A 21,695-nucleotide genomic window follows, 5' to 3' on the forward strand; every position below is an offset into this window, starting at 1 on the left:
ATAAAAATTAACGTTGACGTTTGTCGCTTTGTTCAGTTTTCAAAGTTCAACCGCCGCTCTTAAGCGACTTTACTATCATAACAAGTTGCAATCTAGTTGTCAACAAGTTTTTATTTGTTTATCACTTCGATGTTTGCTTTAGCAGTTCATCTTAGCGACATTTAATAATATACCATGCCTTCTTTTATTGTGCAATAGTTTTTCGATATATTTTTAAAAACTATTTTCTTGTACACGAAACGTTAGCCAATTAATAGATACTAGCATATCTAGACCTAAGCTAGCATAATGTCTATTAAATCATTATCCGCCAAGGAGGCGTTCACTTGGATACCTTAATTGCAGCTGCACTCTATTTGTCCTTTTGTATGTCTATTCTCTTAATTTCACTTGCTTATTGGGAATCAATTCAAATGTCTAATAAAGAAGGCAAAGTCAACGGCCTTTCATTTATTTCACTTTCAACATTCAGCATAATTTTTTGTTTGTTTACTTCATATTTTTATACCATTCTTTATTAACATGATGTTACGTTGTCTTCTTATAATAAGGAGACATTTCTTTATTTTATTACAATATTCGCATTCGGTATACTTACTTATTGAAATCAATACGATAAACTCAGCTCCCCCCTTCTTCATACGTGCGATGGACAGTGAAGGAATTTGTCGAATGATTTTTTGGAACACTTTCTTTAAATTTGATAAACTACTTTTAGAAAACGCTTTCATATATACTTTAACATTATTCAAGGAGGAAACCAAATGAAACCATTGCTTGAAGTAACGGTTGGAGAACTTTTAAAAGAAAGTACAAAAAAGTTTGGGCATCAAGAAGCGGTTATCTACTCTGAACAAAATATTCGCTATACGTACGCAGAGTTTTATCAAGAAACCTCTCGAGTTGCAAAGGCACTTCTAGCCACCGGTCTCAAAAAAGGCGATCATATCGCTATCTGGGCTACAAATGTGCCGGAATGGTTACTTCTGCAATTCGCAGCAGCTAGAATAGGCGCTGTTTTGGTTACCCTTAATACAAGCTACCAATCCTCTGAATTAGAGTATGTATTGAGGCATTCTGATACAGCAGCGCTATTTTTCATTGATGAATTTAAAAGCACTTCTTATACGTCTATTATCACCGGTATTGAACATAATCTTCCCAATCTAAAACATCTTATAAACTTAAGTGAATCAAGCGAACATACTTCTTGGAACGAGTTCTTAATGAGTAGCTCAATGGTATCGGATGAGGTGCTCGATAAGTATGAGCAATCCCTACATATCCATGAAGTTATCAATATGCAATATACTTCCGGAACAACAGGTTTTCCAAAAGGAGTTATGCTAAGTCACCATAATATAGTAAATAACGGCTTTTTAGTTGCTCAGTCTATGAAACTGACTAACGAAGACCGCTTATGCATCCCAGTTCCTTTCTTTCATTGTTTTGGATGTGTACTGGGCGTTCTAGCATGCGTATCCGTAGGTGCTACTATGCTACCGATTATTGAATTTCAGCCTTCCTCTGTTTTACGCACCGTAGAGAAAGAAAAATGTACAGCGCTTCACGGTGTACCAACTATGTTTATTGCGGAATTAAATGCACTTGAGTTTAATCAATATGACTTATCTACTCTTCGCACAGGAATCATGGCTGGTTCTAATTGTCCAGCAGAAGTAATGAAACGAGTCATAAATGACATGGGTATCAGCGAAATTACCATCGCCTATGGTCAAACCGAAACATCTCCTGTAATCACCCAAACAACCCCAACTGATTCTATCGAGCGGCGAGTACAAACGGTTGGCAAAGTACATGATCATGTACAGATTCAAATTATTAATCCAATTACAGGTAAACAAGCTTCTTTTGGAGAACAAGGAGAACTTTGTGCAAAAGGATATTTAACAATGAAAGGATATTACAAAATGCCGGAAGAAACAGAAAAAACAATTGTAGAGGGCTGGCTACATACAGGAGATTTAGCTACCATCGATAAAGATGGCTATGTAAAAATTACAGGACGTCTAAAAGATATGATTATTAGAGGTGGAGAAAACATTTACCCAAGAGAAATTGAAGAGTTTTTATATAGATTACCCGAGGTAGAAGATGTGCAAATTGTCGGTATTCCTGATCCAAAGTATGGAGAACGAGTTGCTGCATGCATTAAACTCAAGCAAGATTCTTTTCTTACCGCTCAAGAAATCAAAGACTTTTGCAAAGGTAAGCTTGCTCATTTCAAAATTCCCGAACATATTTATTTTATAGACGACTTTCCCATGACGGCATCCGGCAAGATTCAAAAATATAAATTAAAAGAAACAATCGTAGCGCTTTATAAATAATCAGATTTTTTCGAATTTCACCTGTCATTATGAAGAAAAGTTTACTATACTGATACATATCTGTTTTTCTTCTTTCATACAGATATAAACAACAATGTCTATTGAAATAGGTGAAAATAATGGAAAATGAAATGTTGCTCAAATTAGGTATTTCTGCTGTACTTGGTCTTATTATTGGAATTGAAAGGGAACTAAAACGAAAGCCTGTTGGTTTAAAAACATCTCTCGTAATTTCCATTATTAGCTGTTTACTCACGATTGTTTCGATTGAGTCTTCTCAAATTTTTAATAAAGGTGATCATATCACAATGGACCCGCTTCGTCTGGCTGCTCAAATTGTTTCTGGAATTGGTTTTTTAGGAGCGGGTGTTATTTTACGAAAAGAAAATGACAGCATCTCTGGGCTTACAACAGCCGCTATTATCTGGGGGGCAGCAGGTATAGGTATTGCTGTAGGTGCAGGGTTTTATCCCGAAGCTATTACCGGAGTTGTACTGCTCATCATCAGCGTTGAACTTCTCCCTTTCCTTATTACTATTCTAGGGCCTAGGCAACTGCGCGAGAAAGAGCTTATTCTTCAACTTAAGCTGGCTGATAAGCACAATATTTTTGATACAACTAACAGCATTAGAGAAAAGAATATTACAATAAAAAATATTCGAATCAAAGATTTAGACACCAATGAATTATATATACGTATGAAAGTGTCAGTTAATAATCAGCGTCCTACTACAGAAGTGTATTACGAGATTCAAAAAATCAGCGGTATTCGTAGCATTGAAGTTGAAAATGTATAAATGAAAAACGGCCAATTGGCCGTTTTTTATTTATATTTTTCAATCTGTTGTAAAAATTCCCTCTGTTTTACTAGAGACAGCCGGTATTGATCCTCGATAATTTCTGTTAACAACTCATGTTTACGGCTCTTTGACACATTCAATCTGTGGATAAGAACTCTGCATTCGTACAAAAACTGTGTATACTGTGTGTAACTCTCATCATAATTCGAAGATAATTCTTCTTTTATTCGTTTTGTCAACAAAGGACTAGCGCCATCTGTGGATATTGCTAGCGATAATCTCCCTCTAGAAAACTGTGCAGGAATTTGAATATTTCCATCGGAAAAACCGCTGGCCATATTAACCAACTGATCATTTTTAATATGCTGCTTAACGAACTTATTCACAGCTTTATCATTTGTAGCTACAACAATAAAAAAAACATTAAGTAAGTCTTCTTCTCCTACTTTTTTTCTTTTTACACACAGCTGATTCTTAGCTTCCCACTCATTTATTTCAGCTGAAACAGTTGGAGCAACCACTGTAATGGCTGCTCCTTCTTGTAAAAAACCTTTAATTCTACGAGTTGCGATTGTTCCGCCTCCAACTACTAAGACCGAACGATCCTTTAAATCAAGCATAACGGTATACATCGTATTGATTTCCTCTGCTCGATAATAACGTTTTTACTTGATGACTTAAAATGTGTGCAAGTCCATCATGATAACCTAGGTAGTTTGCTAAGATAAACTGCTGGTCATCTGTTGATAACTGCTCCAATTCTTCCTTAATTTCGTTCATTAAAATACCGGTAAACAAAAGGTACGGGAGAACGAATACTTGCTTATACGAAGTTTGTTTAGCAAGGTGCAGGCCTTCTTTTAAATTAGGGGCAGCGGCAGCTAAATAGCATGTGCTCACTTCTTTAAAAGCTCCTTTACCTTTTAGCAGTTGAGCTATTTCGTTAAAATCTTTTTTTACAGCAGGATCACTGCTTCCTCTGCCGACCAGCAATACCATCGAATCTTCATGCTTATCCACATTGGTTTCATTGATTCTCTCTACTAAGATATCAACAATTCGTTCGTCTACGCCGAACGGTTCTCCGTACAGTACTTCTACTTGTGGATAGCGTTCATATACTTTGTGTATTTCTTCAGGTATATCATGTTTTGCATGGGCAGCTGTTAATAACAGCAGCGGCACAATGGCAATACGAGTAGCACCTTGTTCAATACACGCTTCAAATCCTTGTTCAATAGTAGGGTAAGCTAGCTCTAGGAAACAAACTTCTTGAATCGGTACATCTAGATTTTTTTTACATCTTTCAATAAAAGCAACTGCCTGATCAGCGCCTTCTTTTACGCGGCTGCCATGGCAAACATATAAAACTGCATCCATATAATCAACCTCTTTAGTAAGCTTCTTGTGCATACGAATAGTAATGCTGTCCAGTCTTCTCAAACCAATTCAATCGGTCATGAAAATTTACAACTTCACCAACGATAATCATACTGGGATTTTCAATTTGTTCTTCTTTAACAATATCAACAATTGTACCAAGAGTTCCAGTTACAGTGCGCTGGTCCGCACATGTGCCCCAGTGAATCAATGCAATTGGCGTAGCTGAGGTTTTTCCATGTTCCATTAACTGTTGGCAAATGTACGGTAAGTTCCTCACTCCCATATAAATGGCAAGAGTATCTACACCTTTGGCTAGGCTATCCCATTTGATTGCATCATGCTCGCTGTCTTTACGGTGTCCTGCTACAAAAGCAAAGCTTGCGCTGTATTCCCGGTGAGTGACAGGGATTCCTGCATAAGCAGCAGCTGCGATACCTGATGTAATTCCTGGAACAATTTCAAATGAAATGCCCTGTTGCACGAGAGCTTCTGCTTCTTCCCCTCCGCGTCCGAAAACAAATGGATCTCCGCCTTTTAAGCGCGTTACAATTTTCCCCTTTTTAGCGAATTTCACTAAAAAGTTATTGATTGTTTCTTGCTTGAGGGTATGGTAGTTTGGAAGCTTTCCGCAGTAAATAATATCAGCATCACTTTTAGCATACTCCAGCAGGTCCTTATTCACTAAACGATCATATAAGATAACATCTGCTTGCTGAATTGCTTTCAACCCTTTTAATGTAATTAAATCTGGATCTCCTGGTCCTGCACCGACTAGATATACTTTCCCCATGAATGCCTTTCACCCTTCCATCATTTCCACGTCTCCGCAGCGCTCCCAAATTTTAATTTGAATTAGAACAGCGGACAAAGTCCGCTGTCATTTAGATGAATTTTCGGTTAGATAAATATTCAATAACAGTTTGTACACATTCTTCTACAGACTGTGTACTTGTATTAATTGTTACTTCAGGATTAGCAGGTGACTCATAGGGAGAATCAATTCCTGTAAAATCACGGATTTCTCCGCTTCTTGCTTTTTTGTAAAGGCCTTTTGGATCTCTTTTTTCACATTCTTCTAACGGACACTCTACGTATACTTCCAAAAATTCATTCCCCTCTAAGATCTCACGCACTTGAGCGCGATCTTCTTGGAATGGAGAGATAAATGCTGTTAGTACCACTTGACCGCTGTCTACGAACAGCTTAGAAACCTCACCGATACGGCGGATATTTTCTGTACGATCTTCAGCAGAAAACCCTAAATTCTTGTTTAAGCCAAAACGAACATTGTCACCATCTAATACATAATTGCGAATATTTTTATCAAAAAGCGCTTTTGCCACTGCGTTTGCTACGGTAGATTTACCTGAACCCGAAAGGCCCGTAAACCATAATACAAAACTGTGATGATTATTTTGCTCGCGTCTTTCCTGTTTTGTAATTCCAGCATCATGCCACGTAATGTTTGTTGATTTACTCACTTCAACCGCTCCTTATTTTGAAGATACTTTTTGTTTTGCTAATCCCTTAATTAACACTTCAATTACTTCTTTACGGCTGAATGTGCTTGGTGGCACTTCTCCGTTACGAAGCATTTCACGTACCTTGGTACCAGATAGAATCATATGATCTTCCTTGCTGTGAGGGCATGTTTTCGTTGATGCCATCGCTTCACACTTCTTGCAGTAGAAGCTGTGTTCAAAAAATAAAGGTGTAATTCCTAATTCATCTGCCGTAAAGTTACTGAAGATTTTTTGTGCATCATATGTTCCGTAGTAGTCACCAACACCAGCGTGGTCACGGCCTACAATGAAATGCGTGCATCCAAAGTTTTTTCGAACCATTGCATGGAAAATAGCTTCTCTAGGTCCAGCATAGCGCATTGCAGCAGGGAAAACTGCCAAAGCTACACGATCGCTAGGATAATAGTTCTCTAAAAGTACTTCATAACTTTCCATACGGATATCTGCTGGGATATCATCTGACTTTGTTTCTCCTACAAGTGGATTTAAAAACAGGCCGTCTACAATTTCTAATGCTGTTTTTTGAATATACTCATGCGCACGGTGAACAGGGTTACGAGTTTGGAATCCAACAACCGTTTTCCAACCGCGCTCTTCAAATGCTGCTCTTGTTTCAGTTGGATCTAGGTAATACTTTTCAAAACGCGTTTTAGGTGTACGTTCTACAAGTACGATTGGACCTGCTACATATACATTTGGGCGTTCCATCATTTTCTTCACACCAGGGTGGGCAAGTTCTGCTGTGCGGTACACATTTTCCGCTTCTTTTTCTTTATTTGGCGTATATACTTCAGAAACTTCTAAAACACCATATGTCACACCGCTTTGAACTAGTTTTACTTTGTCGCCAATGTTTAATTCTTTAGCCTGCTCTTCTGTTACGGGAAGAGTAATAGGAATACTCCATACAGTTCCATCTGCTAGACGCATATTTTCAACAACTGATTGATAATCTTTTTCTCCTAAAAACCCCGTAATTGGGCTATAAGCACCAATTCCAATTAGTTCTAAATCGCTTAGAGCCATGTTGTCTACTTCAATTTCTTTTGTTAGTGACGTGTAGTCATATGTTGGTTGATATAAATTAATTAATTCTCCACCGTGTGCTTGAATTGTTGTCATTTTGTAAAATCCTCCTTAAGTAATTAACACAATATAATAAAAAGCACTTGAATCACGCAGTCATTTTTTCTTTTTCCGACTGCAGGCTTGCTCTTTTTCTTCTAGTCGTTCTAGCTAAGCTTAGAATACCTCCTGTAGCAATACATCCACTAGCTAGCACCACAAATGAATATAAGTCGCTTTCAAGTACTAATTTCACAAGAACATATGAGATTACGAGTGAAAATACAGGGGATACCACCCAAACCTTTAACATTTGAATGACCACTTCTCGCTGTTCTTTCGTAAATCCCGTTTTCGCTGCGCCTATTCCAATAATAGAAGACGTAGTGACCTGTGTAAGCGGTACTGGCAAACCAAACAGTGAAGCGACTGTAACAAGAGAAGCACCAGTACCCGAGATAATACAGCCTTCTCCTACAGAATAGCGAGTAATTTTTTTTCCGTTTGTTTCAATAACTCGGCCTCCTAGTAAAAGAGCTCCGAGCGCCACCGCCAATCCTCCTGCTATGACACCCGTTGTAGCATCCATTAATCCAGCTCCTACTAGAGGACCGACAGCATTTGCCACATTGTTCATTCCAGCTGAGAAGGCTTCAAAGAATCCCGTTGCAATAACTAAAATCGTTAAAACTCTTTTCCACTTTCCCTCTGCTTCTTTTTTATGCGCTCTGCGCTTTATCACTTTCCCAATCAAAAAAGCAATAACAAATGAAACTAGCGGAACAATAATCCAAAAAGACATGACAATTAAAAGTTTTTCTACATACAGAGATTGATAAGCTACCCCTACTCCAACAACTGAGCCAACTGTTACTTCACTTGTTGATAAAGGGATACCAATCAAATTCGCGAAAAAGAGTGACAGCGTTGCAGCAGCCAGAATGATAATAACTAATTCTACTGACAGCAGTTTTTCAGGTATGATACCTGAACTGATGGTTTTTACCACCTCACCGCCTCCGGTAACAGCTCCGAGCACAATTCCTACAGCACAGATGAACAGGGCCACTCTTCGCTTTTTAATTGCACCGGAGCCGTATGAAACGCCCATAGCAGCTGCTGCACCGCTTGCCCCAATATTCATTGCAAAAAAAAGCGCAATGATAAAGGCAACATATAAAAGCATCATTTATTCAGCTCTTTCGTATTTAAGATTCGTGTAATCCGCACTCCACTTTTTGTGTACCTGCCCATCTTCCTGAACGTAAATCGTCTACATTATAGGCAGGTGCGGTACAGGGCTCACAGCCGATACTTGGGTAGCCTTGATCATGAAGTTTGTTGTATGGCAAATCATGCTTATACACATAACGCCAAATTTCTTTCCATGACCAATGAATTAACGGACAAACTTTCACCTTCTTGAATTTCTCATCTTTATTAAAATAATTCGTGTTGGCACGAGACTCAGACTGCTCACGTCTCAAACCAGAAATCCACGCATCATAAGGAGCAAGGGATTCTCTTAGCGGAATGATTTTTCGAATTTGACAGCATAGGTTAGGCTGACTCTTCCAAAGCTCATCTCCATGTTTTTCAGCTTGTTCTGCAAGAGTTAAATCCGGCTTTTTCATATGAATACGTAAATCAGGGAAGCGTTCTTTAATTGCATCAATCACTTCATATGTTTCTTTAAAATGAACCCCTGTATCTAAAAAGACAATTTCAGCATCTTTTTTCACTTTTGAAATTAAATCAATTAACACGATTCCTTCGATCCCAAAGCTTGACGCATAAATAATTGAATCTCCGTAGGTATCATACGCCCACTGCAATGCTGAAAGGGCTCCTTTTGTTTCATCTTTACTGTCGAACTCTGGAAATGTATCGCTCCAGTTTTCGTACGTATATAAGTCTGCCATTTTCTCCACTCCAATTCTTAGTTATCCGCGTTATCCAATAAAAAAAGACGGTTTTACCCACTAGAATTGGATAAAACCGCCTCTAGTGTGTCTAGTCAGCGAAACTATTTAATTCTTACTTTGCTTCGGCGTGTTCAAAGGTTTGTTTTAAGTCGGGGTTTACAGTCATCGTTGTCCCTCCTCAAAATATCTCTTGCGCTATATCAAAATAAAAAGTCTTCCGTATTGAAAGACTGGGTAGGCAATAATTTTCACCTTATCTTTCAAAATGATACACACTTTGCTGGAATTAGCACCTTGCTAAGCAGGTTGCCGGGGTTCAGCGGGCCAGATCCCTCCACCACTCTTGATAAGCATTTTTTAAAAATTTTAGCATATTTAGAATATTTGTCAACATTAAAAATTATATATCCGATAAGAAAACTATACTTTAAATTCACAGAAATATCTATACTTTTATTTAAAACAACATATGTAAATTTAACCCAAATGTGAACATATCAGTTTATAAAACGCTTTCTTTTTTCCCCGACTTTTTATGTTCTCTTGCTAAATAAAATGCAAAATCTCTCTATAAAATTAATAACGGATTTATGAGCTTTACGGATAATTCACTCACATTAGCACACATTACAGATAACACTGACTGACAGATAGGAGCTATATAAGATGGAGAGACAACCCTTTCAATTAGACGATACAATTAAAAATAATGTGCGAACATATTTACAGCAGATTTCAACTGAAGCCTCTAATTTAATTAAACATTTAGACACGAGTGATCATTGTATTTTATGTGATTTTGAGGAGATGAGAAGGTTATTTCAAGATGTTCAAGCTACGGCCGCCTCTTATTACTTGCGTCATTACTTATCGCCTTATACATTTGAATACGCTGCTCTGTCCCTAGCTATTCATAACCTCTCTGAGAAACGTCACGGCGCTTTAATTGTCATTGAACGGGAACAAAATGTTGATCCTCTTATTCAAAAAGGAATGCCTATTCAAGCTCCTGTCAGCGCTACGCTAGTTGAGACACTGTTCTATCCAGGGACACCCTTACATGACGGAGCCGTCCTAATTAGAAATAATCAGCTTATTTCAGCTGCTAATGTTTTACCTCTCTCGTCTATTATTTCAACGAACAAAAAGTTGGGAACACGTCACCGTGCAGCAATTGGAATGTCGGAAAAATCGGATGCATTAATTTTAGTTGTATCTGAAGAAACAGGTAAAATTTCGTTTGCTCTTGATGGAAGCCTCTACCCTATTCACTCCAGCAAAAATATGATTTAAGAGCCCTTTCCTGATAAGCAGCCCTATCTTGACTTATCTATCCTTTCTCTTTAATATATTTCATAGTTTTTACATACTATAGATACGGGTGATGCATATGGCAATTTTAAAATTTGAACATGTAGGCGTTCAAGTAAAGGATATAGAAGAATCTATTGAGTTCTATACACAAAAAGTGGGATTGGAGCTCATCGAAACACTACCACATACCGATCCGTCTTTGAAGCTAGCTTTTCTAGGTTTAGAAGGCAATGTAATCGTAGAGTTAATTCAAGGGTATAACTCAAGCTTACCTAGTGAAGGTAAAGTTCATCATTTTGCGCTGGCAGTAGATGGAATTGAAGAGGAGTTTGAGCGTTTAAAATCAGCAGGCATTTCATTTGTGGAAGAAAACATTGTAACTTTGCCAAATGGAGCAAGATACTTATTTTTCTACGGTCCAGACAAAGAATGGATTGAATATTACGAAGTAAAAAGATAAAGATATCTTATACCTTCAGTGAAAAATGGTCATACTGTGGCTATGACTAATCACTGGAGGTTTTTTTATGATGGAATGGCTATTATTCCGACTTTTTCGTCGTTCTATTTTAGTGCGGCTTCTTTTTATTATCGGCTGCCTTGTTTTACTTTTCGGCATGCTTATACATTTCCTAGAGCCGCAAACGTTTGGGAATGTGTTTGAAGGAATTTGGTGGGTTATTATTACAATCTCTACTATAGGGTACGGTGATTTTGCTCCCACCACTACGATTGGAAGGTTAGCTGCAATTATTTTAGTCCTGGTTGGAACGGGATTTATTACTACTTATTTTGTCACGCTTTCTAAAATTGCTGTTTCCGCTGAGAGCGCTTATTTGGAAGGGAATTTAAAGTTTTATGGAAAAGATCACTTCATCGTTGTGGGGTGGAATGAGCGCGCCAAACTCGTGCTAGAGTCTTATCGCGACGCATTTCATAAAGAAGACATTGTTCTTATCGACGACTCTCTGACTAAAAACCCCATGATCTGTGATCGCGTTCATTTTATTAAAGGAAGTCCCTCTCACTATGAGGTATTAGAACTTGCCAATGCTCGGTGCGCAAAAAAAGTGCTGATTACTGCCGATCAGCATAAGACAGAAGAATATGCAGACATGAATACGATTGTTACGCTAGTCGCTCTGCAAGGATTGAACCCTTCTATTTACAGCATCGTTGAACTGTTAACAAAAAAGCATATTCAAAATGCGCAAAATTTAGGGGTAAATGAAATGATTAAAACAAACGAGTTGATTAGTCAGGTCATGTACGAACATATTTTTGTGAAAAAATTAGAGAGTTTAAGAAAAGAATAATCCTTTCAATTATTGAAGCAGCGCCTCTTCTGCCTCTCTAATTAGCTCTTCTCCTAAGCTGATATACTTTTCTGGAAATGAAGCGTCTGCGTCTTGGGGTTCTGCAAACTGGTTAAATGAAGCACCCACGTTTCCATTGTGAACATTGTCATCTAAGCCAATTTGATACTTATGTGAAAGTAAAAATGGCGTACCAATCTGTACGGTTGTTCCTTTAGAATCCAGTTCTCCATTCGTAGCTGTAAACGGGATGCGTAAAAACTGATAGCCGACTTCATCATTCATCTTATAGTCGAATGAACCATGATCATAATCCCAATTTCCTCCAATGTTATACCCAAGCGGCTTAAGCGTTTTTTCTAATTCATAAAGCTTGAATAATGTGCCGTCTAATCTTGAAGATAATTCAATCATCTTATCCCTCCTCTGTTTTAACATGTCCTTTTTCCAGCTTTTTATCCTTTATCTCAAAAGCAAAAAAGTTCACCTTCTAACAAGAAGGTGAACTTTTTATTTATTTCAAACGCTTTTCTAATTCTGCTTTTTTCTCTTCAAAACCAGGTTTTCCAAGAAGAGCAAACATATTTACTTTGTATGCTTCTACTCCCGGCTGATCAAATGGGTTTACGCCTAATAAATAGCCGCTGATTGCGCATGCTTTTTCGAAGAAATATACAACATATCCAAATGTATACTCATCTAGCGCTGGAATGTTCACAACTAAGTTTGGAACGCCTCCGTCTGTGTGAGCAAGCATTGTACCTTGGAACGCTTTTTTATTTACAAAGTCAACTGTTTCACCAGCTAAGTAATTTAGTCCATCTAAGTCCGCTGCATCTTCTTCAATTGTTAGCTCATGACGAGAATCTTGAACTTGTACAATTGTTTCAAAAATATCACGGCGACCTTCTTGTACATATTGACCTAAAGAATGAAGATCCGTTGAGAAGTTAGCAGATGAAGGGTAAATACCTTTTTGGTCTTTTCCTTCACTTTCACCAAATAACTGTTTCCACCACTCAGCAAAGTACTGAAGAGCTGGCTCATAGTTAATCAGCATTTCAATTGTTTTTCCTTTATTATAAAGAACATTACGAGCTACAGCATATTGATAAGCTGCGTTTTCTTCTAGCTCTGATGATGAAAATGCTTCTTGAGCATCAGCTGCCCCTTTCATCATTTGTTCGATATCAAGACCTGCAGCGGCGATTGGTAATAAGCCAACCGCTGTTAATACAGAATAACGGCCGCCTACATCATCTGGAATAACAAATGTTTCATAGCCTTCTTCGTCCGCTAATGTTTTTAATGCGCCGCGCGCTTTATCTGTTGTTGCATAAATACGCTTGCGTGCTTCTTCTTTGCCGTATTTCTCTTCTAATAATTTACGGAAGATACGGAAAGCAATCGCCGGTTCTGTTGTTGTACCAGATTTTGAAATAACATTAATAGAGAAATCTTTATCTTGTAAAACATCCATTAGGTCTTTCATGTATGTTGAGCTGATGTTGTTACCAGCAAAAATAACTTGCGGAGTTTTACGCTGTTCTTTTGATAATGTGTTATAGAATGAATGCTGAAGCATTTCAATAGCAGCACGAGCACCTAAGTAAGATCCTCCAATACCAATAACAATTAATACATCTGAATCCGATTTAATTTTTTCTGCACTTTTTTGAATGCGTGCAAATTCTTCTTTGTCATACTCCGTAGGAAGGTCTACCCATCCTAAAAAGTCGTTCCCAGCACCTGTTTTTTCATGAATTGAATGGTGAGCTACTTTCACGGCATCACGTAAGTATGTAAGTTCATGTTCACCAAAAAATGATAACGCGTTTGAATAGTCAAAACGAACATGTGTCATAGTCTGTTCCTCCATTAAAATATCTTTATTTTCCACTTTATCGAAACTGTTAGCTGAATTCAAGGGAATCCACTTACAATTTGACACAATCATTATAGTTTGTTGAAACTGCAATCATTGTATGTACCCTTTTATTTAACGATAAATTCAGTTATGAAGTCAACTAATGTTCTTTGATTAAAAAACGTAATTCATGCACGATTACGCAAATAATAAGCAAATAAAAAACGACTAAAGAGTGGTCTTCAATCGTTTTTCATTTGCTTACCGGATGGTGAAATATAGTTCATTTCACCTATCTTTACATATTGTCTCGGTTTATAAGAAGCTTTTAACAGGGAAGAGTCTATTGATATAGAATTTTCAGCTTCGTTTTTAGAAGTGAGTAGCATCCTGTTTTCTTCTTTCATTTCTAAGTGATTATTTAGTACAAATCCGCTCATACATAATGCGCTAAAAATGAGAAAACTGATGGTTATTTGTTTCCTATACATTTCCATCACCTCACTCTTAGAGTGACAATTTCACCTGATTTTTATACGTCTAAAAAAATTTTTTTATGTTTTTTTTATGGATTTTGTGACGAGTTTCTATTTATTTAATAAGGTTTGAAAAATCCGCTGATACTAAGAATTAGCATGGATGCATGCATAATTAAATTATTATATAATCGGTTACAGAATTGAATATCACAAGGAGGTTTGTCTTTTGTCGTGGTTGCACTTGGTGATTTTATCGCCTTTTTTATTAGCCTTTTTTGTCCCGCTTCTGTATAGGAAATTCCAGCGTATTCATACAGGGTGGTTCGTTTTACCTCTCCCACTTGTGTTGTTCATTTATTTCACACAATATATCAGTGGTGTTTCTAAAGGGGAAACCTACCTACATTCAATGAAATGGATACCTAGTCTGGGCATTAACTTTGATGCTTATGTGGATGGACTCGGTCTTCTATTTTCTCTGTTAATCACTGGAATTGGGACACTTGTTATTTTTTACTCCATTTATTATCTTTCTAAGACAAAAGAAGCGCTGCATTCGTTTTATGTCTATTTGCTTCTTTTTATGGGGTCTATGCTAGGAGTTGTATTATCAGACAACTTAATGAGTCTTTACAGCTTTTGGGAATTAACAAGCCTTTCATCTTTTTTATTGATTGGTTATTGGTACAAACGAGAGAAATCTCAATACGGAGCCTTAAAATCTATGCTCATTACCGTATTCGGAGGACTTTCCCTATTAGCAGGAATTGTACTTTTATATGTCATGACAGGTACTTTCAGCATACGCGAAATTATCTCAAACGTAGATGTGGTTACATCAAGTCATCTATTTATTCCAGCTCTAGTCCTCATTTTATTAGGGGCCTTTACAAAATCTGCTCAGTTTCCTTTTCATATTTGGCTGCCAGATGCAATGGAAGCTCCAACCCCAGTGAGTGCATACCTTCATTCAGCTACAATGGTAAAAGCGGGAATTTATCTTTTAGCAAGACTAAGCCCTGTTTTTGCTATAAGTGCCACTTGGTTTTTTGTTATTTCAATCATAGGACTAATTACACTGTTTTGGGGCTCATTTTCAGCAGTAAAGCAACAAGACTTGAAAGGCATTTTAGCTTTTTCAACAATTAGTCAGCTTGGGATGATTATGTCACTTATAGGAGTAGGTAGCGCAGCTATTCACTATGATTTTTTAGACGATAATATCTACTTAGTGGCTCTTACTGCAGCAGTTTTCCATTTGATTAACCACGCTACCTTCAAAGGCAGCTTGTTTATGGTAGTAGGCATTGTCGATCATGAAACAGGCACGCGTGACATTAGAAAGTTAGGCGGGTTAATGAGCTTCATGCCTGTCACATTTACCATTGCTATCATTGGGGGATTTTCAATGGCAGGTCTCCCTCCCTTTAACGGATTTTTAAGTAAAGAGATGTTTTTTACAGGCATGGTAAACGTGACAAAAATGGATATGTATAGCATGCAGACGTGGGGAATTTTGCTGCCTATCATCGCTTGGGTGGGAAGTATTTTTACGTTCGTCTATAGTATGATTCTTATCTTTAAAACCTTTACAGGCAAATACCAGCCCGAAAAGTTGGAGAAGAAGCCGCATGAAGCACCAGTAGGCATGCTGATTTCACCGGTTATTTTAGCATCACTGGTTGTTATTTTTGGCTTTGCTCCTAATTTATTAGAATCAACTCTTATTGAGCCAACAATGGCCTCTATCGCACCTAGCCTGCTAGAGGCAGGTAAAGAATATCAAGTGCATATTAAATTTTGGCACGGCTTTACGCCAGAATTATTTATGACGCTAGGGGTCATTACATTTGGTATTTTGTTGTTTATGACACTTCAAAAGTGGTCAAAAATTTATACACGATTTCCTTCTTCTTTAACGCTTAACAACGGATATAATTATGGCATTAAAGGGCTGGAAAAAGGCTCAACGCGCATCATGAAAACATTAATGACAGGATTTATTAGAGACTATCTTTTAATCATTTTTACTTTCATAGGCATTTTACTTCTCGTAACGCTCTTTTCTCAGAATGCCTTTGCGATTGATCTAAAAGATACTGCTTCTATCGGCGTTTATGAAGCCATACTAGCAGTTGTAATGGTTGCGGCTACTATTACAACTTTATTGGCAAAATCACGCCTCACAGCCATTATTTCGCTGGGAGTTGTCGGCTATACACTTTCTTTATTTTTCGTATTATTCCGCGCTCCTGACTTAGCTTTGACTCAATTAGTTATTGAGACTGTATCCGTATCACTGTTTTTACTATGTTTCTACTACTTGCCGGAGTTTCGGAAGCGAAAAGTAAGGGTGAAGTTTCAACTGCCAAATTTACTGGTTGCCCTTCTTGTAGGAACGACCGTTACATTGCTTGGCATATCAGCAAACAGTACAAAACTATTTGAATCCATTTCACATTACTTTATTGAAAACAGTTATGAAAAAGCAGGCGGCGAAAACATGGTGAACGTGATTCTTGTTGATTTCCGCGGATTTGATACATTATTTGAAATTACTGTACTTTGTATAGCAGCTCTTGCTATCTATGGCATGATTCGTCTTCGGTTAACAAAGGAGGAAGAAGAATGAAAAAAAATGATTTGATACTACAAACCACAACGAAAGTAGTCACGTTCATTATTATCATTTTTGCCATTCATCTTTTCTTTGCAGGTCATTATACACCCGGGGGAGGGTTTGTTGGGGGACTTACTACCTCAGCAGCCCTTGTATTACTACTGCTGGCTTTCGATATAAAAACGGTATCGAAAGTCATCCCATTTGACTATAAGAAGGTGGCGGCCTCTGGACTGCTGCTAGCTATTTTAACGGGGCTTGGGTCATTTATTTTCAAAGTCCCATTTCTGACTCACACATATAGCTACTTTAACCTTCCCCTTCTCGGGAAAACATCTTTAGCTACCGTTGTGCTGTTTGATTTAGGCGTATATCTAGTAGTTGTTGGTGTTACGATGACCATTATTCAAACGATTGGAGAGAGTGAATAGTGGAAATATTAATGTCCATAGTGGCAGGGATTCTATTCACTGCCGCTGTATATCTCATGTTATCCCGCAGTTTACTGCGAATTATTATTGGAACAGGCTTATTAAGCCACGGTGTTCACCTGTTGATTTTAACGATGGGCGGATTAAAAGGGGGGAGTGTTCCCCTTCTGGGAGAAAAGGCTTCTTCTTATACAGATCCTTTACCTCAAGCCCTCATTTTAACTGCCATTGTCATAAGCTTTGGCGTCACTTCTTTTTTCCTTGTACTAGCTTACAGGGCTTATCAAGAACTCGGAACAGACGATATGGACAAGTTAAGGGGAAATGAACATGACGAGTAATTTTGTAATCATCCCACTGCTTATCCCGTTTGTTGTAGGTGTTGTGCTCATTTTTTTCAAAGACAATATTAAACTTCAAAGGATAATCAGTGTTTTATCATTAATCACCACCACTGCTTTTGCTGCATATTTGGTACAGTTGGTTCAATCAAAAGGTGTTTTAACTCACGAGCTTGGGAACTGGAAACCTCCTTTTGGAATTATTCTAGTAGCGGACATGTTCGCTTCCCTTCTCGTACTTACTGCTAGTATCGTAACACTATGCTGCGTTCTTTTTGCTTTTCATACAATTGGCGAAAGACGTGAACACTTTTACTTTTATTCGTTTGTACAGTTTTTATTAGTAGGCGTATTTGGCGCTTTCTTGACAGGTGATATCTTTAACTTATTTGTCTTTTTTGAAGTCATGCTTATGTCTTCGTACGCTCTCATTGTAATTGGCGGTACAAAAGCACAGCTTCGAGAGTCTCTTAAGTATATTTTAGTCAATGTCATTTCATCTGCTTTGTTTGTAATTGCTGTTGCTTATTTGTACGCCGTAACAGGAACTCTCAACATGGCAGACCTTTCGCAGCGAATTGCAGAGGCTAATCAGCCGGGAATTTTAACAACCATTGGCATGCTTTTATTTATTGTATTTGCATTAAAAGCAGCTTTATTCCCAATGTATTTTTGGCTTCCAGGTTCGTACAGTGCGCCTCCACCCGTTATCATCGGGTTGTTTGGTGCATTGCTCACAAAAGTAGGCGTTTATTCGATTTTCAGGACTTTCACTTTACTGTTTTACCATCATCCTGAATTCACTCATCAAATTATCGGCTACGTTGCGCTTTTGACTATCGTTGTTGGTGCAGTAGGCGCCATTGCTTATTCGGATGTGAATAAAATTTTAATTTATAATATTATTATTGCTGTCGGAGTCATTGTCTACGGTGTAACTTTAACAACAAAAGCAGGTTTTGAAGGAGCCATTTATTATTTAATTCACGACATGATTATTAAAGCAGCTCTCTTCCTTCTTGCTGGAAGCATCATTCGAATAACTGGAACAACAAAATTAAAGAAAATGGGTGGGTTAATTAAAGACTATCCGCTGCTTGGCTGGATGTTTTTTATCGCTACTATTTCGTTGGCAGGAATTCCTCCCCTAAGCGGCTTTATTGGAAAATTCCTTTTAGTTCAAGGCGGTTTAGAATCAGAGAGCTACACGTTTGTAGGAGTTTTACTCGTTTCAAGCCTGCTCGTTTTATATTCTGCCATTAAGATTTTCATGAGCTGCTTCTGGGGTGAACCTACGCTTTCTTCTGAGCATGAAAAAGTATCCCTTAAAGGTATTCTATACCCATCCGCTATCTTACTTGCTGTTTCTGTCTTTTTAGGACTAGGTGCAGAAGCTGTTATTCCTTATGTGTCGACAGCCGCTCAAACGCTTATGGATCCTTCAATTTATATCCAATCGGTGTTAAAGGAGTAGATCTGCATGTCATTTCAACTATTATTAAACGTAATCATTGCATTCACATGGATGTTTTTGAGAGGGATTTGGACACTACCTTCCTTTATTATAGGATTTTTCTGGGGAGCGGTACTGCTGTTTGTTTTCCGCCGTTTTTTTCACAGACGTTTTTACCTGCATAAAGTATATGCGATCATTAAGCTGCTGTTTATTTTCATACGAGAATTATTCAAAGCCAATATTGCAGTGACGAAAGACGTATTGCGCCCTCAATTAAATATTCAGCCAGCCATCTTTGCAATGCCAACCTGTCTGGAGAGTGAATGGGAAATTACCATTCTTTCTCTTTTAATTACGCTAACGCCAGGCACACTGGTAATGGATGTATCAGATGATAATTCTACTATCTATATTCATGCAATCAATACCGACGATATTGATGACATTATTACAGATATTCAGCAAACATTCGAAAAAGCTATTATGGAGGTGAGTCGTTAAATGCTCGATATTTTTCTAAACGTTTCGCTCGTTCTCATTTCTGCTTCAACTATTGGGTTTGTTTACCGAGTGGTAAAAGGTCCGTCAACTGCTGACCGAGCAATGGCCCTTGATGCTATTGGAATTAACATCATTGCTATCACGGCCATCATCTCGATTATTTTTCGAACTCAGGCTTTTTTCGAAGTCATTTTACTGCTAGGCATCATAGCCTTTGTAGGTACCGTTGCTTTTTCTAAGTTTTTAGAGAAAGGAGAAGTGATTGAATATGAACGTGATCAGTGAAATCATTGTAGGAGCTTTGGTACTCATAGGGTCTCTTCTGACAGTTGTGACCATGATTGGGCTTATTCGTTTGCCTGATACGTACACAAGAAGTCATGCTGCCTCCAAAAGTGCTACCTTAGGCGTTCTGTTTATATTAGTGGGCTGCTTACTCTACTTTTGGATTGACACTGGCCATATTAGTGCACGGTTAATTTTAGCGATTGCCTTTGTGTTTATCACCTCTCCTATTGCTGGGCATTTACTAGGAAGAGCAGCTTATTACAGCGGAGTTCCTCTTTCTGATAAAACCGTTCGGGATGATTTGAAAACCAAACAGCAGAAAAAGCTTACCCATCATGAATAAAAAAAACGCCGTGCGGTTTGCACGGCGTTTTTTATCGAGAATCTTATAAAGAAGCGCGTAGGATTGCTAGTACATCTTCTTTGTTTAATTTTTTAAATTTACCAAATTCACCTTTGGCCATTGCACGATCAGCCATAAGATCTAATTTGTCTTCGCCAATATCATAATCAGCTAAGCGAGTTGGTGCACCTAGGCTTGACCAGAATTCACGAAGCTTATCCACACCTTCAAGTGCTACTTCTTTATCTGTCTTACCTTCCGTATCTACGTTAAATACGCGTACAGCTACTTGCTTGAAGCGATCTACGTTCTCATCCATTACGTGTTTCATCCAGTTCGGGAATAAAATTGCGAGTCCACCCGCATGTGGAATATCATATACAGCTGATACCGCATGCTCAATATTATGAGTAGCCCAATCGCCTTGGTGTCCCATTTGTAACATACCGTTTAATGCGATGGTACCATTATATAAAATCGTTTCACGTAACTCGTAGTTTTCTAAGTCGTTTAATAATTTTGGTCCCGTTTCAATAACCGTTTGTAGCACACCTTCACACATGCGATCTTGAAGCGGCGTATTTGTTGCAGCATGGAAATATTGTTCAAATACGTGGCTCATCATGTCAACCATGCCATAAACTGTTTGATTTTTTGGTACAGTAAATGTATTAACCGGATCTAAAATAGAGAATTGAGGGAATGTTGCCGGACTGCCCCAGCCGTATTTTTCTTGTGTTTCCCAATTTGTAATAACAGAACCAGCATTCATTTCTGAACCTGTTGCTGCTAATGTTAGCACTGTTCCAAATGGAAGAGCTTCAGCTGCGAATACGTCGCGGTTAATGATGTCCCATACGTCGCCATCATATTTTGCGCCAGCTGCGATTGCTTTTGTACAATCGATTACGCTTCCTCCACCTACTGCAAGTAAAAATTCAATACCGTTTTCTTTACAAATATCGATTCCTTTGCGAACAGTTGTCAGACGAGGATTCGGTTCTACTCCCGCTAACTCATGTACTTCTGCATTCATGTCATTCAGTACATCCATTACTTGATCGTATAAACCGCTGCGTTTTACACTTCCTCCGCCGTATACTAATAATATCTTTTTACCAAAGCGACTTGCTTCTGTTTTTAATTGCTCTAATTGACCTTTACCAAAAATTAATTTTGTAGGATTATAAAATGTAAAATTGTTCACTATAAACTCCTCCTTACGAGCTTGATTACATGCATCATTATGAAGAACAACTTTTTGATTGTAAAGAAAATTGACTTCCTAAAGATTATTCCCTGTTGGCTAGATGCTCACCCCATCCAAATGAACGTTTATTTGTCTGTATCTTCCAAAAGCAAATATGCATATTTCCCTCTAAAAAAAGCAGGCTAATAAGTGAACTACAAAACAAGGAGGGTTCATCATGAGTGGTATTCAACGTATTGCGCTCGTATTAACGATTATTGGAGCAATTAACTGGGGACTTATTGGCTTTTTTCAATTTGATTTAGTAGCAGCAATCTTCGGCGGTCAAACATCTGCTTTCTCCCGCATTATTTATGGATTGGTTGGAATCGCAGGACTGATTAACCTAGGTCTATTATTTAAACCTTCTGCTGAAGTAGAGCGTACAGAACCTAGAACGGAACATTAAAAAAAGAAGGATAGCTAAGCTATCCTTCTTTTTT

General features: G+C 38.0%; 25 protein-coding genes and 1 riboswitch. Of the genes, 14 read left to right on the forward strand and 11 right to left on the reverse strand.

Going from position 1 to position 21,695, the window contains the following annotated elements; all coding sequences use genetic code 11:
• The first annotated feature begins 326 nt into the window (after nucleotides 1-326).
• The 3 genes from ACNHOZ_RS19665 to ACNHOZ_RS19675 all read left to right on the forward strand — a co-directional run bounded on the left by ACNHOZ_RS19665 (nucleotide 327) and on the right by ACNHOZ_RS19675 (nucleotide 3,148).
• Nucleotides 327-521, forward strand: coding sequence for a hypothetical protein (locus tag ACNHOZ_RS19665; RefSeq protein WP_033580480.1), 195 nt, complete (start codon nucleotides 327-329; stop codon nucleotides 519-521).
• 243 nt (nucleotides 522-764) lie between these two features.
• Nucleotides 765-2,351, forward strand: coding sequence for an AMP-binding protein (locus tag ACNHOZ_RS19670; protein ID WP_033580479.1), 1,587 nt, complete (start codon nucleotides 765-767; stop codon nucleotides 2,349-2,351).
• 119 nt (nucleotides 2,352-2,470) lie between these two features.
• A complete protein-coding gene (locus ACNHOZ_RS19675; protein ID WP_013059577.1) occupies nucleotides 2,471-3,148 on the forward strand; it encodes an MgtC/SapB family protein in 678 nt (225 codons plus the stop codon).
• Nucleotides 3,149-3,174: 26 nt separating this feature from the next.
• Here the strand turns inward: ACNHOZ_RS19675 and ACNHOZ_RS19680 are convergent, their stop codons facing one another.
• The 7 genes from ACNHOZ_RS19680 to ACNHOZ_RS19710 form a co-directional block, all read right to left on the reverse strand.
• Nucleotides 3,175-3,783: an NAD(P)-binding protein gene (locus ACNHOZ_RS19680; protein WP_255905912.1), complete on the reverse strand. Its 609-nt coding sequence runs from the start codon at nucleotides 3,781-3,783 to the stop codon at nucleotides 3,175-3,177.
• On the reverse strand, nucleotides 3,764-4,531 hold the full coding sequence (locus tag ACNHOZ_RS19685; protein ID WP_033580478.1) for a sirohydrochlorin chelatase: 768 nt from the start codon (nucleotides 4,529-4,531) through the stop codon (nucleotides 3,764-3,766). Before ACNHOZ_RS19685 ends, ACNHOZ_RS19680 begins: the two co-directional genes overlap by 20 nt.
• Nucleotides 4,532-4,544: 13 nt before the next feature.
• Nucleotides 4,545-5,324 carry a uroporphyrinogen-III C-methyltransferase gene (cobA, locus tag ACNHOZ_RS19690; protein WP_033580477.1) on the reverse strand — a complete coding sequence of 260 codons (780 nt, stop codon included), beginning with the start codon at nucleotides 5,322-5,324 and terminating at the stop codon, nucleotides 4,545-4,547.
• Between the two features lie 91 nt (nucleotides 5,325-5,415).
• Nucleotides 5,416-6,015 carry an adenylyl-sulfate kinase gene (gene cysC, locus ACNHOZ_RS19695; RefSeq protein ID WP_028412601.1) on the reverse strand — a complete coding sequence of 200 codons (600 nt, stop codon included), beginning with the start codon at nucleotides 6,013-6,015 and terminating at the stop codon, nucleotides 5,416-5,418.
• 12 nt (nucleotides 6,016-6,027) lie between these two features.
• Nucleotides 6,028-7,179: a sulfate adenylyltransferase gene (gene sat / locus ACNHOZ_RS19700; RefSeq protein WP_014457931.1), complete on the reverse strand. Its 1,152-nt coding sequence runs from the start codon at nucleotides 7,177-7,179 to the stop codon at nucleotides 6,028-6,030.
• Between the two features lie 52 nt (nucleotides 7,180-7,231).
• The gene (locus ACNHOZ_RS19705) at nucleotides 7,232-8,311 is read right to left on the reverse strand and encodes an inorganic phosphate transporter (protein ID WP_080754495.1); all 1,080 of its coding nucleotides are present in this window, start codon (nucleotides 8,309-8,311) and stop codon (nucleotides 7,232-7,234) included.
• 19 nt (nucleotides 8,312-8,330) lie between these two features.
• Entirely contained in the window at nucleotides 8,331-9,044 is a 714-nt protein-coding gene (locus ACNHOZ_RS19710) for a phosphoadenylyl-sulfate reductase (RefSeq protein WP_028412604.1), read from the reverse strand.
• 253 nt (nucleotides 9,045-9,297) lie between these two features.
• A riboswitch (SAM riboswitch) is annotated at nucleotides 9,298-9,400 on the reverse strand.
• A gap of 313 nt (nucleotides 9,401-9,713) precedes the next feature.
• On the opposite strand from ACNHOZ_RS19710, the gene cdaS reads away from it, so the two are divergent.
• From cdaS to ACNHOZ_RS19725, 3 genes are all read left to right on the forward strand, one after another.
• Entirely contained in the window at nucleotides 9,714-10,340 is a 627-nt protein-coding gene (cdaS, locus tag ACNHOZ_RS19715; protein WP_028412605.1) for a sporulation-specific diadenylate cyclase CdaS, read from the forward strand.
• Between the two features lie 97 nt (nucleotides 10,341-10,437).
• Nucleotides 10,438-10,821: a VOC family protein gene (locus ACNHOZ_RS19720; protein WP_255905933.1), complete on the forward strand. Its 384-nt coding sequence runs from the start codon at nucleotides 10,438-10,440 to the stop codon at nucleotides 10,819-10,821.
• 67 nt (nucleotides 10,822-10,888) lie between these two features.
• Nucleotides 10,889-11,677 carry a potassium channel family protein gene (locus tag ACNHOZ_RS19725; RefSeq protein WP_033580474.1) on the forward strand — a complete coding sequence of 263 codons (789 nt, stop codon included), beginning with the start codon at nucleotides 10,889-10,891 and terminating at the stop codon, nucleotides 11,675-11,677.
• Between the two features lie 9 nt (nucleotides 11,678-11,686).
• Here ACNHOZ_RS19725 and ACNHOZ_RS19730 read toward each other — a convergent pair whose 3' ends face one another.
• The 3 genes from ACNHOZ_RS19730 to ACNHOZ_RS19740 form a co-directional block, all read right to left on the reverse strand.
• The gene (locus ACNHOZ_RS19730) at nucleotides 11,687-12,091 is read right to left on the reverse strand and encodes a YugN-like family protein (protein WP_033580473.1); all 405 of its coding nucleotides are present in this window, start codon (nucleotides 12,089-12,091) and stop codon (nucleotides 11,687-11,689) included.
• Between the two features lie 100 nt (nucleotides 12,092-12,191).
• On the reverse strand, nucleotides 12,192-13,541 hold the full coding sequence (locus ACNHOZ_RS19735; RefSeq protein ID WP_028412606.1) for a glucose-6-phosphate isomerase: 1,350 nt from the start codon (nucleotides 13,539-13,541) through the stop codon (nucleotides 12,192-12,194).
• 245 nt (nucleotides 13,542-13,786) lie between these two features.
• A complete protein-coding gene (locus ACNHOZ_RS19740) occupies nucleotides 13,787-14,035 on the reverse strand; it encodes a hypothetical protein (RefSeq protein ID WP_231099262.1) in 249 nt (82 codons plus the stop codon).
• 214 nt (nucleotides 14,036-14,249) lie between these two features.
• Between ACNHOZ_RS19740 and ACNHOZ_RS19745 the strand changes: the two genes are divergently transcribed.
• Genes ACNHOZ_RS19745 through mnhG form a run of 7 tightly spaced genes read left to right on the forward strand, consistent with a single transcriptional unit; the run spans nucleotide 14,250 to nucleotide 20,003 of the window.
• Nucleotides 14,250-16,655, forward strand: coding sequence for a Na+/H+ antiporter subunit A (locus tag ACNHOZ_RS19745; protein ID WP_255905944.1), 2,406 nt, complete (start codon nucleotides 14,250-14,252; stop codon nucleotides 16,653-16,655).
• The gene (locus ACNHOZ_RS19750) at nucleotides 16,652-17,074 is read left to right on the forward strand and encodes a Na(+)/H(+) antiporter subunit B (RefSeq protein ID WP_013085301.1); all 423 of its coding nucleotides are present in this window, start codon (nucleotides 16,652-16,654) and stop codon (nucleotides 17,072-17,074) included. The genes ACNHOZ_RS19745 and ACNHOZ_RS19750 overlap by 4 nt, the downstream gene beginning before the upstream one ends.
• Complete coding sequence (locus ACNHOZ_RS19755; RefSeq protein ID WP_013059592.1) at nucleotides 17,074-17,415, forward strand: Na(+)/H(+) antiporter subunit C; 342 nt, start codon at nucleotides 17,074-17,076, stop codon at nucleotides 17,413-17,415. The genes ACNHOZ_RS19750 and ACNHOZ_RS19755 overlap by 1 nt, the downstream gene beginning before the upstream one ends.
• Nucleotides 17,405-18,889, forward strand: a complete 1,485-nt coding sequence (locus tag ACNHOZ_RS19760) for a Na+/H+ antiporter subunit D (RefSeq protein ID WP_075421593.1) — start codon at nucleotides 17,405-17,407, stop codon at nucleotides 18,887-18,889. The genes ACNHOZ_RS19755 and ACNHOZ_RS19760 overlap by 11 nt, the downstream gene beginning before the upstream one ends.
• A 6-nt stretch (nucleotides 18,890-18,895) precedes the next feature.
• Nucleotides 18,896-19,372 carry a Na+/H+ antiporter subunit E gene (locus ACNHOZ_RS19765; RefSeq protein WP_255905948.1) on the forward strand — a complete coding sequence of 159 codons (477 nt, stop codon included), beginning with the start codon at nucleotides 18,896-18,898 and terminating at the stop codon, nucleotides 19,370-19,372.
• Nucleotides 19,373-19,657: a Na(+)/H(+) antiporter subunit F1 gene (locus ACNHOZ_RS19770; protein WP_063248384.1), complete on the forward strand. Its 285-nt coding sequence runs from the start codon at nucleotides 19,373-19,375 to the stop codon at nucleotides 19,655-19,657.
• Nucleotides 19,641-20,003: a monovalent cation/H(+) antiporter subunit G gene (gene mnhG, locus ACNHOZ_RS19775; protein WP_048021855.1), complete on the forward strand. Its 363-nt coding sequence runs from the start codon at nucleotides 19,641-19,643 to the stop codon at nucleotides 20,001-20,003. Before ACNHOZ_RS19770 ends, mnhG begins: the two co-directional genes overlap by 17 nt.
• Before the next feature lie 43 nt (nucleotides 20,004-20,046).
• On the opposite strand, the gene ACNHOZ_RS19780 is transcribed toward mnhG, so the two are convergent.
• Complete coding sequence (locus tag ACNHOZ_RS19780; protein WP_013085305.1) at nucleotides 20,047-21,210, reverse strand: iron-containing alcohol dehydrogenase; 1,164 nt, start codon at nucleotides 21,208-21,210, stop codon at nucleotides 20,047-20,049.
• Between the two features lie 220 nt (nucleotides 21,211-21,430).
• Between ACNHOZ_RS19780 and ACNHOZ_RS19785 the strand changes: the two genes are divergently transcribed.
• A complete protein-coding gene (locus ACNHOZ_RS19785) occupies nucleotides 21,431-21,661 on the forward strand; it encodes a DUF378 domain-containing protein (protein ID WP_013059598.1) in 231 nt (76 codons plus the stop codon).
• Nucleotides 21,662-21,695 lie beyond the last annotated feature (34 nt).

This window comes from Priestia sp. D51 (assembly GCF_053345675.1).

What these genes read in the sequence shown, in the direction of transcription:
- ACNHOZ_RS19760 (WP_075421593.1), top strand. Translation starts at nt 17,405, where the DNA reads ATGACGAGTAATTTTGTAATCATCCCACTGCTTATCCCGTTTGTTGTA.
- ACNHOZ_RS19730 (WP_033580473.1), bottom strand. Translation starts at nt 12,091, where the DNA reads ATGATTGAATTATCTTCAAGATTAGACGGCACATTATTCAAGCTTTAT.
- ACNHOZ_RS19680 (WP_255905912.1), bottom strand. Translation starts at nt 3,783, where the DNA reads ATGTATACCGTTATGCTTGATTTAAAGGATCGTTCGGTCTTAGTAGTT.
- cobA (WP_033580477.1), bottom strand. Translation starts at nt 5,324, where the DNA reads ATGGGGAAAGTATATCTAGTCGGTGCAGGACCAGGAGATCCAGATTTA.
- ACNHOZ_RS19740 (WP_231099262.1), bottom strand. Translation starts at nt 14,035, where the DNA reads ATGTATAGGAAACAAATAACCATCAGTTTTCTCATTTTTAGCGCATTA.
- sat (WP_014457931.1), bottom strand. Translation starts at nt 7,179, where the DNA reads ATGACAACAATTCAAGCACACGGTGGAGAATTAATTAATTTATATCAA.
- ACNHOZ_RS19705 (WP_080754495.1), bottom strand. Translation starts at nt 8,311, where the DNA reads ATGATGCTTTTATATGTTGCCTTTATCATTGCGCTTTTTTTTGCAATG.
- ACNHOZ_RS19785 (WP_013059598.1), top strand. Translation starts at nt 21,431, where the DNA reads ATGAGTGGTATTCAACGTATTGCGCTCGTATTAACGATTATTGGAGCA.
- mnhG (WP_048021855.1), top strand. Translation starts at nt 19,641, where the DNA reads ATGAACGTGATCAGTGAAATCATTGTAGGAGCTTTGGTACTCATAGGG.
- ACNHOZ_RS19710 (WP_028412604.1), bottom strand. Translation starts at nt 9,044, where the DNA reads ATGGCAGACTTATATACGTACGAAAACTGGAGCGATACATTTCCAGAG.
- ACNHOZ_RS19685 (WP_033580478.1), bottom strand. Translation starts at nt 4,531, where the DNA reads ATGGATGCAGTTTTATATGTTTGCCATGGCAGCCGCGTAAAAGAAGGC.
- ACNHOZ_RS19675 (WP_013059577.1), top strand. Translation starts at nt 2,471, where the DNA reads ATGGAAAATGAAATGTTGCTCAAATTAGGTATTTCTGCTGTACTTGGT.
- ACNHOZ_RS19750 (WP_013085301.1), top strand. Translation starts at nt 16,652, where the DNA reads ATGAAAAAAAATGATTTGATACTACAAACCACAACGAAAGTAGTCACG.
- ACNHOZ_RS19770 (WP_063248384.1), top strand. Translation starts at nt 19,373, where the DNA reads ATGCTCGATATTTTTCTAAACGTTTCGCTCGTTCTCATTTCTGCTTCA.
- cdaS (WP_028412605.1), top strand. Translation starts at nt 9,714, where the DNA reads ATGGAGAGACAACCCTTTCAATTAGACGATACAATTAAAAATAATGTG.
- ACNHOZ_RS19670 (WP_033580479.1), top strand. Translation starts at nt 765, where the DNA reads ATGAAACCATTGCTTGAAGTAACGGTTGGAGAACTTTTAAAAGAAAGT.
- ACNHOZ_RS19765 (WP_255905948.1), top strand. Translation starts at nt 18,896, where the DNA reads ATGTCATTTCAACTATTATTAAACGTAATCATTGCATTCACATGGATG.
- ACNHOZ_RS19720 (WP_255905933.1), top strand. Translation starts at nt 10,438, where the DNA reads ATGGCAATTTTAAAATTTGAACATGTAGGCGTTCAAGTAAAGGATATA.
- ACNHOZ_RS19725 (WP_033580474.1), top strand. Translation starts at nt 10,889, where the DNA reads ATGATGGAATGGCTATTATTCCGACTTTTTCGTCGTTCTATTTTAGTG.
- ACNHOZ_RS19735 (WP_028412606.1), bottom strand. Translation starts at nt 13,541, where the DNA reads ATGACACATGTTCGTTTTGACTATTCAAACGCGTTATCATTTTTTGGT.